The 12,644-nt window shown below is 64.9% G+C and carries 8 protein-coding genes; 7 read left to right on the top strand and 1 reads right to left on the bottom strand.

The window, feature by feature from the left end; translation table 11 throughout:
* Positions 1-17: 17 nt before the first annotated feature.
* Entirely contained in the window at positions 18-521 is a 504-nt protein-coding gene (locus tag NCR93_RS18530) for a DUF6496 domain-containing protein (RefSeq protein WP_008352931.1), read from the top strand.
* On the opposite strand, the gene NCR93_RS18525 is transcribed toward NCR93_RS18530, so the two are convergent.
* Positions 506-1,429 (bottom strand): LysR family transcriptional regulator, encoded by a 924-nt coding sequence (locus tag NCR93_RS18525; RefSeq protein ID WP_175979505.1) that lies wholly within the window; start codon positions 1,427-1,429, stop codon positions 506-508. The two genes, NCR93_RS18530 and NCR93_RS18525, sit on opposite strands and share 16 nt — an antisense overlap.
* A gap of 114 nt (positions 1,430-1,543) precedes the next feature.
* Here NCR93_RS18525 and NCR93_RS18520 point away from each other — a divergent pair, with 114 nt between their 5' ends.
* The 6 genes from NCR93_RS18520 (at position 1,544) to NCR93_RS18495 (ending at position 12,087) form a co-directional block, all read left to right on the top strand.
* Entirely contained in the window at positions 1,544-2,314 is a 771-nt protein-coding gene (locus tag NCR93_RS18520) for a transporter substrate-binding domain-containing protein (protein ID WP_008352936.1), read from the top strand.
* 2 nt (positions 2,315-2,316) lie between these two features.
* On the top strand, positions 2,317-3,441 hold the full coding sequence (locus tag NCR93_RS18515) for a succinylglutamate desuccinylase/aspartoacylase family protein (RefSeq protein ID WP_175979504.1): 1,125 nt from the start codon (positions 2,317-2,319) through the stop codon (positions 3,439-3,441).
* Positions 3,442-3,504: 63 nt separating this feature from the next.
* The gene (locus NCR93_RS18510; RefSeq protein ID WP_008352942.1) at positions 3,505-4,395 is read left to right on the top strand and encodes an alpha/beta fold hydrolase; all 891 of its coding nucleotides are present in this window, start codon (positions 3,505-3,507) and stop codon (positions 4,393-4,395) included.
* A 177-nt stretch (positions 4,396-4,572) separates the two neighbouring features.
* Positions 4,573-10,386: an excinuclease ABC subunit UvrA gene (uvrA, locus tag NCR93_RS18505; protein ID WP_175979503.1), complete on the top strand. Its 5,814-nt coding sequence runs from the start codon at positions 4,573-4,575 to the stop codon at positions 10,384-10,386.
* The gene (locus NCR93_RS18500; RefSeq protein ID WP_175979502.1) at positions 10,376-10,795 is read left to right on the top strand and encodes an ACT domain-containing protein; all 420 of its coding nucleotides are present in this window, start codon (positions 10,376-10,378) and stop codon (positions 10,793-10,795) included. The genes uvrA and NCR93_RS18500 overlap by 11 nt, the downstream gene beginning before the upstream one ends.
* 11 nt (positions 10,796-10,806) lie before the next feature.
* Positions 10,807-12,087: a DUF445 domain-containing protein gene (locus NCR93_RS18495; protein ID WP_175979501.1), complete on the top strand. Its 1,281-nt coding sequence runs from the start codon at positions 10,807-10,809 to the stop codon at positions 12,085-12,087.
* Positions 12,088-12,644: the final 557 nt, after the last annotated feature.

Below are 12,644 nucleotides of genomic sequence, written 5' to 3'. Positions count from 1 at the left end.
CACCAAGGAGGTCCGACATGCCCGAAAAGAAAACTCTCGAGCGCGCGGCGAAAGCCAAACGCGAAGGCAAGTCCCCGAGCACGCAAGCCGGCGCATTCGTGAAGGAGCAGATCGATCACGTTCGCGAGGGCAAGCACGGCGCGAAATCGGCGAAGCAGGCCATCGCCATCGGTTTGTCCGAGGCGCGTCGCTCAGGCGTGAAGATGAAGCCGCCGAAGAAGGGCACGGCGTCCGAGGCGACACGCAAGAAGGCCGCGCAGGACACCAAGGCCGCGCATCGGACGAAGAAGAGCCCGAGCACGGAGTCGAAGGCGAAGCGCTCGGCAACGTCCACGCGCGTGCTCAAGCGCGAAAGCACCAAGGCCGCTTCGCACAAGTCGCTGTCGCGGCAGACGCATGCAGCCGCGAGCCGGCGCTCGGCGGCGGATCGCTCGGCAGCCGCGAAGAAGGGCTGGGCGACGCGCCGCAGGAACGCGGCCGCGAAGTCCAAAGGCTCGCATGCGCGTCACGCATCGCGTTGAGTCGGCAGCATCCGGGCGTACGACACGGCCATCGTCGCGAGTTCCTGCGCGGCGGGCGTGAGCGGCACGCCCGCGCGGCGCAGCAGGCAGACGGGCGTTCTTCCGGCACGTTCGGCGATCGGCACGATCTCGACGTGCTCGCGAAAGAACGGATGTCCGGTGAGGCTCGCGGGTTCGAGCCCGAGATAATCGCTCGACGCAATGCAATGCAGCGTGTCGAAGACCGCTTCGGTCGTCGCGGCGATGCGCGGCGGCGCGAGCTTCGCGTGCTCGAAGAGCGCCGATAGCTTGTTGGCCGGCGCGCCGCCGCCGCGCTGGCGTGTGCTGACCCATTCGGCGTTCTGCAAGTCGGCCAGTGCGCGCGAACGTGCGAGTGGATGACCGCGCCGCGCGATCACCGCGACGTCGGAATCGAAGAGCGGCGTCGTTTCCATGTCGTGGATGTCCGCGCCCGGTGCGATGAGCGCGAGCGCGAAATCGAGGCTGCCGTCGCGTACCCACGAAGTCAGCATCCGCGACGTCGCGCTCGTCAGATGCACATCGATGCGCGGACAGCGCTCCCGATAGCTCGCCAGCAGCGCGGGAAAAAGCCGCATCGTCGCTTCGGCCGCGAGTCCGAGCGCGACGCGACCCGTCAGTTCGCCGCGCAACTGGCGCATCTCGTCTTCCGTCTTGCGGCATTCCCCCAGAATCAAGTCGGCGCGTACACGCAAGCGCTCGCCGATCGGCGTGAGCCGCGCGCCGCGCACGTCGCGTTCGAAGAGCGGCCCGCCCGCGATCGCTTCGAGCTTCTGCAACTGCTGCGTGATGCCGCTTTGCGCAACGTCGAGCCGGCGCGCGGCGGCGCGCACGCTGCCCGCATCGGCGACGGCGACGAACATGCGCAACTGCGTGAGAGTCAGATCCACGTTCGGCGTCTCCGTCGGTGATCTCGAAAACTGAACATGATAAGCAAAACGCCTCTTTTTACGAGCGTTTTGGGCCCGTACCATCGGTGGCCACAATCAGGAGGCACCGCGTTCATGCTCAGACTCAGCACGCTTTTTCTCGCCGCCGCGCTCGCCGCCGCCGCGCCGGTTCACGCTAAAGACGCCGACACCTTGCGCCTCGGCATCGATCCCGGTTATCCGCCGATGGACGTGAAGACGCCCGATGGCCACGTCGCGGGCTTCGACGTGGATCTCGGCGATGAAATCTGCCGCCGCATCGCGATGCGCTGCCAGTGGGTCGAACTCGAGTTCTCGGGGATGATTCCCGCGCTGCAGGCCCGCAAGATCGACGGGATCATGTCGTCGATGGCGATCACCGACAAGCGCATGAAGCAGATCGCTTTCTCCACCAAGCTCTTCCAGTTCCGCTCGCGGCTGATCGCGAAGCAGGGCGCGCCGCTCACGGCGAGCGCGCAGGGCTTGCGCGGCAAGCGCATCGGCGTGCAGAGCGGCAGCCAGTTCGAAACCTACGCGATGAAGAACTGGCAGCCGGGCGGCGTCGAAGTGGTCGCGTATCAGAGCATGGACGGCGTGCTCAACGATCTGACCGCGGGACGCATCGATGCCGCGCTGCTCGGTTCCGTCGAAGCGGAGCACGGCTTTCTGAAGACGCCGCGCGGCGCGGGCTTCGCGTTCGTCGGCGAGCCGCTGTCGATGGGCGATCACGGCGTCGGCATGGGTCTGCGGCAGGAGGATGCGGCGCTGAAGGCCCAGGTCGACAAGGCCGTGGGCGACATGCGCGCGGACGGCACGTATCAAAGAATCGCGCGCAAGTATTTCGATTTCGACGTCTACGGCGACTGAACATGCACACTCAACGTCATCCGCTCGTGTCGACGACGCTCGGCACGTCGCGCGAACTCGCCAGCTTTCATTTCGGCGATGCCGCGAATGGCGAAAGCGTTTATCTGCAAGCGTCGCTGCACGCCGACGAAACCCCCGCCATGCTCACCGCGTGGACCTTGAAGCAGCGTCTCGCCGCGCTCGAAGCCGAAGGGCGCATCGGCGGCGAAATCGTGCTGGTGCCGGTGGCGAATCCCATCGGCTTGTCGCAGCATGTGCTCGGGCAATTCCTCGGGCGCTTCGAGGCGAACAGCGGCCACAACTTCAACCGCAATTTTCCGATGCCGTCCGCTGCCGCGCTGATCGAACGCGTGGGCGCGCGCTTATCGTCCGGCGATGCCGCGCACAACGCGCGTCTGCTGCGCGGCGCGCTCGTCGAGATGCTCGGCGAAACGACCGCGAAGAACGAGTTCGAATCGCTGCGGCTTGCGCTGCTCGGGCTGGCGTCGAAAGCGGATGTCGTGCTCGATCTGCATTGCTCGCTCGAAGCGACGATGCACATCTACACGAGTCCCGCGAGCTGGCCCGCGATCGAGCCGCTCGCGCGCTATCTCGGCGCGAACGGCGTGCTGCTGGCGACGGATTCGGGCGGTCAATCTTTCGACGAGGTTCATGCGCTTTTGTGGAACGAGCTGCGCGAGCGCCTCGGCGATGCAACGCCGCTCGGCGCGCCGAACATTGCGGCGACGATCGAGCATCGCGGCCAGCGCGATGTCGATTACGACACGGCGTCGCAGGATGCGGAGGCCATCGTCGATTTTCTGATCGCGCGCGGCGTGATCGAAGGCGAGGCGAAGGACGCGCCGCCGCTCGCGCAGGCCGCGACGCCGCTCGCGGGCAGCCAGCAACTGACGGCGCCGGCGAGCGGAATCGTCGTGTATCGCGCGAAAGTGGGCGCGCGGCTGCAAGCGGGCGATCCGGTGTTCGATATCGTCGATCCGGTCACCGACTCGGTGACGACCGTCACGACGGCCAACGACGGCGTGTTCTACATGCGACGCGCGGTCCGCTTCGTGTACGCGGGCGCGCCGATGGGGCGCGTAACGGGTGAGAAGGCGATCAGGAGCGGGGTGTTGATCGGGGCGTGAGCGCGCCGAGCGCGTGTTTTCACTGCTCGCTAGAATGACTCCTCCCTTTCGAGGAGTCTCGCCATGCTGGATTTCGCACGCCACGCGCGCACGCTGACGCTCGATATCTCTTACGCCGATTCCGGTCCCGCCGACGCGCCCGTCGTGCTGCTGATCCACGGATGGCCGGATGCGGCGCGCGCGTGGAATGCCGTGGCCGCGCGGCTCAACGACGCCGGCTATCGAACCGTGGTGCCGGAGTTGCGCGGGGCGGGCGGCACGCGTTTCCTGCGCGACGACGCCGTGCGCGACGGCTCGGGCGTCGCGCTCGCGCGAGACGCCGTCGATCTCGCCGATGCGCTCGGCATCGCCACGTTCGATGTCGTCGGCCACGACTGGGGCGCGCGCGCCGCCTACACGATCGCCACGCTGTTTCCCGAGCGCGTGCGCCGCATGGCCGCGCTCGCGCTGGCGTATCAGCCGCGCGGCGTCTTCGAATTGCCCGACTTCTCGCAGGCGCGGCGCTTCTGGTACCAATGGTTCATGTCGCTCGACGGCGGCCCGGACGCCGTCGCCGCCGATCCCAAAGGCTTCGCGCGCATCCAGTGGGACACATGGTCGCCGCCCGGCTGGTTCGACGAAGCCGAATTCGCGGCGACGGCGCGCGCATTCGACAATCCCGACTGGGTGCCGATCACGCTGAACGCGTATCGCCGGCGCTGGCGGAGCGATCAGCCGTCCGATCCGGCGCTCGCCGATCTGTACGCGCGGCTTGCGACGATCGATCGCATCGGCGTACCGGCCTTGATGATTCAAGGCGGCGCGGACGCCTGCGACGAACCGGCGAGTTCGGAAGGCCAAGCGCGCTACTTTACGGCGGGCTATCGGCGCGTCGTTATCGATGGCGCCGGCCATTTTCCGCTGCGCGAGGCGCCGGATGCCGTCGCGGATGCGGTCATCGAACATCTGAAGTGATCGCCGAGCAGGCGAGCGCCTTGCGCAGTGTCACCGGACACTTCCGACACGTTTGGCGGCAAACACTGTATGCGTGTACAGTACTGATCGCTATGGCGGCCACGCACTTCCGAACACTCGTGCGACCTCGTCGAACACTTCGAGGGTGCCGCCTAACTTATTGAACCGGTTGAAAAATTGGCATCGAATAACGCAATCCGCATTCGCGGCGCACGTCAGCACAACCTCAAGAATCTCGATCTCGACCTGCACACCGGCCAGATGACGGTCGTGACCGGCCCGTCCGGTTCCGGCAAGTCGAGCCTCGTGTTCGACACGCTCTACGCGGAAGGCCAGCGGCGCTACGTCGAAACCTTCAGCGCGTACGCGCGCCAGTTTCTCGACCGGATGGACCGTCCGCAGGTCGATCGCGTGGACGGCGTGCCGCCCGCGATCGCCATCGACCAGACGAATCCGGTGCGCAGTTCGCGTTCGACCGTCGGCACGATGACCGAACTGAACGATCATCTGAAGCTCTTCTACGCGCGCGCCGCCGAACTTTTCGACAAGAAGACGTCGCATCGCGTGCGTCACGACACGCCCGAGACGATCTACGCCGAACTGCTCGAACGCACGCGGGCCGATGATCCGCGTCTCGCGATCACGTTTCCGGTCGAATTGCCCGACACCGCGAGCGACGAGGAGGTCGAGCAGTGGCTCTCCGCGAGCGGCTATACGCGCGTGCAGGCGAAACGCCACGTCGAAACCGCAAGCGGCAAACGGCAGATGCTCGATGTCGTCGCGGATCGTTTTCGCTTGCAGAACATCGAGCGTTCGCGTGCGCTGGAGGCGATCGAAAGCGCGTTGCTGCGCGGCACGGGCCGCGTCGACGTCTATGTGCTGAAAGACGAAGGCGAGCCGGAGATCTGGCGTTTTTCCACCGGCCTGCACAGCCCGGAAAGCGATCTGCGCTACGCCGATCCGCAGCCGGCGCTGTTCTCGTTCAATTCCGCGTATGGCGCTTGCGAGACGTGCCGCGGCTTCGGACGCGTGATCGGCGTCGATTACGGTCTCGTCATCCCCGATGAAAAGAAGACGCTGCGCGAAGGCGCGATCAAGACATTGCAGACGCCCGCGTGGAAAGAGAACCAGGACGATCTCGTGCGCTACGGCGCGAAGGCGGGCATTCGCCTCGGCGTGCCGTGGAAGGATCTCACGCAGCAGGAGCGCGACTGGGTCATCAAGGGCTCGCCGGACTGGACGGGCAAGTGGCAGAACCAGTGGTACGGCGTGCAGCGTTTCTTCGATTATCTGGAGTCGAAGGCGTACAAGATGCACATCCGCGTGCTGCTGTCGAAATATCGCAGCTATACGACGTGTCCGGTGTGCGCCGGCGCGCGTCTGAAAACCGAATCGCTGCTGTGGCGTCTCGGCACGAAGGAACAGGCCGACGCAGTGCTTGCGCCGCACGATCGCTTCATGCCGGAAGGCGTCGACTGGACGCGCGCGCAACTCGAAGCGCTGCCGGGCCTCACAGTGCACGATCTGATGCTGATGCCGATCGAGCGCATCCGCCGCTTCTTCGATTCGCTGACGCTGCCATCGACCTTGCTCGACGAAGCGCTCAAGCTCTTGCACGCCGAGGTCCGCACGCGCCTGAAATATCTCTGCGATGTCGGTCTCGGTTATCTGACGCTCGATCGCCAGTCGCGCACGCTGTCCGGCGGCGAAGTGCAGCGCATCAATCTGACGACCGCGCTCGGCACGTCGCTCGTGAACACGCTGTTCGTGCTCGATGAACCGAGCATCGGTTTGCATCCGCGCGATCTGAACCGCATCGTCGAAGCGATGCATCGTCTGCGCGACGCGGGCAATACGCTCGTCGTCGTCGAGCACGATCCGTCGGTGATGCTCGCGGCCGATCGTCTCATCGACATGGGACCGGGTCCGGGCGAGCGCGGCGGGCAGATCGTCTATGACGGCGCACCCGACGACATTCAAGTCACCGACACACTCACCGGCGCGTATCTCGGCGGCCGCAAGCATGTCGCGCATGCGTCGAACTGGAATCGCCGCGTCGTCGATGCGAACACGCCGCGCCTCACGCTCGAAGGCGCGAGCGATCACAACCTGCGCGACGTCACGGTCGACATTCCGCTGCAACGTCTCGTGTGCGTGACGGGCGTATCGGGCTCGGGCAAATCGACGCTGATCCAGGACGTGCTCGCGCCCGCGCTGATGCGTCACTTCGGCAAGGCGACGGAAGCGCCCGGCGCGTATCGCGACCTGAAGGGCGCGGAGCATTTGAGCGACGTCGTGTTCGTCGATCAGTCGCCGATCGGCCGCACGGCGCGCTCGAATCCGGCGAGCTATGTCGGCGCGTTCGACGAAATTCGCAAGCTCTATGCGAAGGCGCCGCTCGCGTTGCAGCGCGGCTATAGCGCGAGCATGTTCAGCTTCAACTCGGGCGATGGACGCTGCCCGACGTGCGGCGGCTCGGGCTTCGAGCACGTCGAGATGCAGTTCCTGAGCGATGTCTACTTGCGTTGCCCCGATTGCGACGGACGCCGTTATCGCGCGGAAATCCTCGAAGTGAAGATCGAGCGCGGCGATCGTCAGTTGAGCGTCGCCGATGTGCTCGAGCTGACGGTGAGCGAAGCCGTCGCGCTGTTCGCCGGCGACAAGGAAGTGCTGCGCGTGCTGCAGCCGATCGTCGATGTCGGTCTCGAATACGTGAAGCTCGGCCAGCCCGTGCCGACGCTTTCGGGCGGCGAGGCGCAGCGTCTGAAGCTCGCGGGCTTTCTCGCGGAAACGTCGCAGACCAGCAAGAGCGAAAGCCGTCTCTTCATGTTCGACGAGCCGACGACGGGCCTGCATTTCGACGACATCGCGAAGTTGATGCAGGCACTGCGGCGCCTGCTCGAACGCGGTCATTCGCTGATCGTCATCGAACACAATCTCGATGTGATTCGCGCGGCCGACTGGATCATCGATCTCGGTCCGGAAGGCGGCGATGGCGGCGGGCAGCTCGTATGCGTCGGCACGCCGGACGATGTTTCGTCATGCGAACAATCGCATACGGGCCGCGCGCTGGTCGAATACGAAGAAGCGATGGCGCCCGGCGCGGCTCAAAAGCGCGCGGGCGTGCCGCTGCAACTCGCGGCGGAAGTCGCGAGCGCGCGACGTGCGTTGCAGGGCGAGAACGTGGTGCGGATCGTCAACGCGCGCGAGCACAATCTGAAGTCGCTCGATGTCGATATTCCGCATAACAAGTTCAACGTCGTGACGGGCGTGTCCGGTTCGGGCAAGTCGACGCTCGCATTCGATATTCTTTTCCACGAAGGTCAGCGCCGTTACCTCGAATCGCTGAACGCGTATGCGCGCTCCATCGTGCAGCCGGCGGGCCGTCCGGAAGTCGATGCCGTCTATGGCATTCCGCCGACCGTCGCGATCGAACAGCGCCTATCGCGCGGCGGACGCAAATCGACGGTCGCGACGACATCCGAAGTCTGGCACTTCCTGCGCTTGCTGTACGTGAAGCTCGGCATTCAGCATTGCATTCACGATGGCACGCCGGTCCAGTCGCAAAGTTCCGAATCGATCGCCGCGCAGATCATGCGCGATTTCAAGGGGCAGCATGTCGGACTGCTCGCGCCGCTCGTCGTCAATCGCAAGGGCGTCTATACCGATCTCGCGAAATGGGCGAAGGCGCGCGGCACTACGCATCTGCGCGTGGATGGCGAATTTCTGCCCGTGAGTCCGTGGCCGAAGCTCGATCGCTTCCGTGAACATACGATCGAATTGCCGGTTGCGGATCTCGTCGTGTCGGCGGACAACGAAGCGGAACTGCGGCGTTTGCTCGACGACACGCTCGAAATCGGCAAGGGCGTCATGCATCTTTGCGCGCCGCTCGATGAACTGCATGGGTCGTGGCACGACGGCGCGCGTCGCGGCAAGGAAGAAACGCGCGTGTTCTCGACGAAGCGCGCGTGCCCCGTTTGCGGCACGAGTTATCCGGAGCTCGATCCGCGCATGTTCTCGTACAACAGCAAACACGGCTGGTGCAACACATGCGTCGGGACGGGCGTGAAGCTCACGCGCGAACAGCGCGCCGCGTTCGACGACACGCTCTTCGCGCAGGACGATCGCGGACGCGAGCAGAGCATCGGCTCGGTCGATCAGGAACCGGACGATATCGTGGATCAGCCCTGCCCGGAATGCGAAGGCACGCGTCTGAACGATGTTGCGCGCGCCGTCACGTTCGGCAATTATCCGATCACGGAAGTCGGACGATGGACCGTCAGCGATACGCGCGAGTGGATTGCATCGCTCAAGCTCAAGGGCCGCGATGCGGATATCGCGCGTGACGTGGTCAGTGAAATCGAAGGGCGCTTGCAATTCCTCGAAGAAGTCGGGCTCGGCTATTTGAGCCTCGATCGCGCCGCACCGACGCTTTCCGGCGGCGAAGCGCAGCGCATCCGTCTCGCGGCGCAACTCGGCAGCAATCTGCAAGGCGTGTGTTACGTGCTCGATGAACCGACCATCGGTTTGCATCCGCGCGACAACCTGATCCTGCTCTCCGCGCTCAAGAAGCTGAACGACAAGGGCAATACGCTCGTCGTCGTCGAGCATGACGAAGACACGATTCGCCGCGCGGATCACATCATCGATATCGGGCCGGGCGCGGGCAAGCGCGGCGGTACGGTCGTCGCGCAGGGCAACGTGACGGATCTCGCGGCGCACAAGGCGTCGCTCACGGGCCAGTTCCTCGCGAATCCGATCGTGCATCCATTGCAGCCGCGCCGCGAAGTGCGCGCGGCGACCGCGAAGCGCGCCGCCGTGCCGGAGCAATGGCTGACGGTCGAAGGCGCGACGCTGCACAACTTGCGCAACGTGACGGCGACGATGCCGCTGAATCGGCTCGTGGCGATTACGGGCGTGTCGGGTTCGGGCAAATCGACGCTCGCGCGCGACGTGCTGATGACGAACCTGCTCGATGCCGTCGGCCGTTCGGTGTTGTCGTCGCCTGCGGTGCGGCGCGCGCGCAAGGCCGCGCAAGCGGACAAGCCCGCTGCCGGGTCGCGCGCCAGCGTGCTCGCGCGCGAAGCGCCGCGTCCGACGTTCGATGTCGCGCATGCGTGGCAGGGTTGCGCGGGCGTCACCGGTTTCGAGGCTATCGATCGCGTGCTCGAAGTCGATCAGACGCCGATCGGCAAGACGCCGCGTTCGTGCCCGGCCACCTACATCGGCATGTGGGACACGATCCGCAAGCTTTTCGCCGATACGCTCGAAGCCCGCGCGCGCGGCTACACGCCGTCGCGTTTCTCGTTCAACACGGGCGATGGCCGTTGCCCGGCATGCGAAGGCCAGGGCGTGCGGACCATCGCGATGAGCTTCCTGCCCGATGTCAAAGTGCCGTGCGACGTGTGCCACGGCCAGCGCTTCAATCCGGAAACGCTCGCGGTGACATGGCGCGGCAAGAACATCGGCGAAGTGCTGACGATGGAGATCGACGAAGCCGTCGAGTTCTTCGCGTCGATGCAGAGCATCGCGCATCCGCTGCAATTGCTGCGCGATGTCGGCCTCGGCTATCTGACGCTCGGCCAGCCGTCGCCGACGCTGTCGGGCGGCGAGGCGCAGCGCATCAAGCTCGTCACCGAACTGTCGAAAGTGCGCGACGACGTCACGCGGCGCGGCCAGAAGCCGCCGCACACGCTTTATGTGCTCGATGAGCCGACCGTCGGCCTGCACATGGCGGACGTCGCGAAGCTGATACGCGTGCTGCATCGTCTGGTGGATGGCGGGCATAGCGTGATCGTCATCGAACACGATCTCGATGTGATCGCCGAAGCCGACTGGGTGCTCGATCTCGGCCCGGAAGGCGGCGTGAATGGCGGCACGATCGTCGCGGCGGCGGACCCGGACACGCTCGCGACGCATCCGCGCAGTCATACCGGCGCTGCGCTGCGGCCGGTTTTGGCGCGGACGCGGGAGACCGAAAATGCTGCGTGATCTCGATACGCTGATCGCGTCGATGGAGCCCGAATTGCAGCCGGGCGCGTACGTGTTCACGTCGCTGCCGCACGATGCGGTGGCGAGCGGCGCGGGCATCGTCGCGACGTTCCGCGAGCGCGAGGGATTGACGGTCGTGATGGAAGAAAGCGCGGCGCAGGCGGCCGGCGTCGCGCCGCTCTTTCGCGCGGCCTGGATCACGCTGACCGTTCATTCGGATCTGAACGCGGTCAGTTTGACGGCGGCGTTCGCGCGTGCGCTCGGCGAGGCGAACATCAGTCGCAATGTGATTGCGGCGGCGTATCACGATCACATCTTCGTTCCGGTCGAAGAGGGCGAACGCGCCGTCGAAGTCCTTCGGGATTTGCAACGCGCTGCTGGTAAGCTTTCGGCCTCATCAAAACCATGAAACCGACATAGATGGAAACGCAGGACAAAGCCGTCGCGCTGAGAAGAATGAAATGGTTCGCCGCCGGGCTGCTCGTCGCGGCCGGCGCCTTGTTCGCGCTCGCGAAAAGCCAGCACGATGCGGGCGCGTGGGCGTGGGTGTCGTCGTTCGCGGAAGCCGCGATGGTCGGCGCGCTCGCCGACTGGTTCGCGGTGGTCGCGCTGTTTCGGCATCCGCTTGGCGTGCCGATTCCGCACACCGCGATCCTGCCCGCGAACAAGGCGCGCGTCGCGGACAACCTGGCCGTGTTCGTTCGCGACCGTTTTCTCGGCACCGATGCGCTCGTCGCGCGCGTGAATGCGTTCGATCCGGCGAGCCGTCTGTCGATGTGGCTGGCCGAGCCTGCCAATGCCGAGTTGCTCGGCAAGAAGGCCGTGGGCGCGGTCGGGCAACTGCTGTCTTTCGTCGATGACGAGCGCGTGAAGTCGATGCTCTACGAGACGCTGCGCCGTCGCGCGGAGTCGTTCGATCTGGCGAGCGCGACGGGAAGCGTGCTGTCGACGCTGATATCGGACCGGCGTCATCAGTTGCTGCTCGATGAGGGCCTGAAGCAACTGGCCGGGTGGCTCGACAAGCCCGAAGTGCAGGAGATGCTCGCGACGCGCATCGTCGCGGTGGCGGGCGAGGAGTATCCGAAGCTCGTCGGTATGCTGGGATTCGTCGGACTGAATGCTGAAGACCTTGGCAACAAGTTTGCGGCCGGTCTCGTGCGCGGCGCGAATCAATGGCTGCACGATGTAAGCAGCGATCCCGAGCACGAGCGTCGCAAGGCTTTCGATGCGGCCGTGGAGCGGTTTGTCGAGCGGTTGAAGACGGATCCGGCGTTCAAGGCGCGCATCGACGAGCACAAGCGTGAGTGGCTGGAGCGGCCCGAGTTGCGGACATACGTGAACGGGCTGTGGGACGAGTTCATCGCGTGGCTCGATGCGGATATCAAGCGGCCGGATTCGGCGCTGCATGCGAAGGTCGTCGCGATGGCGGGCGGTTTTGCCGAGGCGCTCGGCAGCGATCCGGCATTACGCGAGTCGATTAACGAGCATATGCGCGATGCTTTGAAGGCGCTTGCGCCGGAGTTGCGCGATGGGATCGCGAAGCATATTGCCGCCACCGTCAAGCAGTGGGACGATGCGACGCTCGTCAGGGATGTTGAGCTTAATATTGGGCGGGATTTGCAGTTCATTCGCGTGAATGGGACGCTTGTGGGAGGCGCTGTCGGGATTTTGATTCACGCTGTGAGTGCGGTTCTTGGTTGATTTTGTTTCTTCGCTGGATCCTGTGATTGTGTCGGGTCGGGGTTTCGCCGGATCCCGTTTTCGCGTCGGTCTATTAGCGTTGCCCCTGTGCGGGGCGGCACTCACTTTCTTTGCTGCTGCAAAGAAAGTAAGCAAAGAAAGCAGCTCCTGATACGCCCGCGGTCACACGCAATTTGGGTAGTCCTCTCGTCCATCGTGGGCTGCCTAAAGAGTGCCCTCATAGGCCCCATCGGGCTTGGCTCGCGCACGGTCCGTCTCATCGCACCACACACCAAACGGGTTCAGCACCAAATAGCTCCAGCCCGCTTCGCGGCCGACCGGTCAATCGGGGATGCATGTGCTTCTCTACTAACGTCTCCATCTCACTGCAATCGCCGCCCTTTGGTTTCCCTCGCATACCGGGCGGCAGCGCGTAGCGCTGTGCCGGATGTATGATTGCTGGACCCGCGCGTTGTAACTACTAGCTAGTCAGACCGTGCGCGAGCCAAGCCCGGTGATTGTGATGAGGGCACTCTTTAGGCAGCCCACGATGGACGAGAGGACTACCCAAATTGCGT

It is taken from the genome of Caballeronia sp. ATUFL_F1_KS39 (genome assembly GCF_023630985.1).
Lineage (GTDB): Bacteria > Pseudomonadota > Gammaproteobacteria > Burkholderiales > Burkholderiaceae > Caballeronia > Caballeronia zhejiangensis.
Note: the sequence above shows the minus strand (reverse complement) of the source record. Positions and strands in the feature narration are given on the sequence as shown.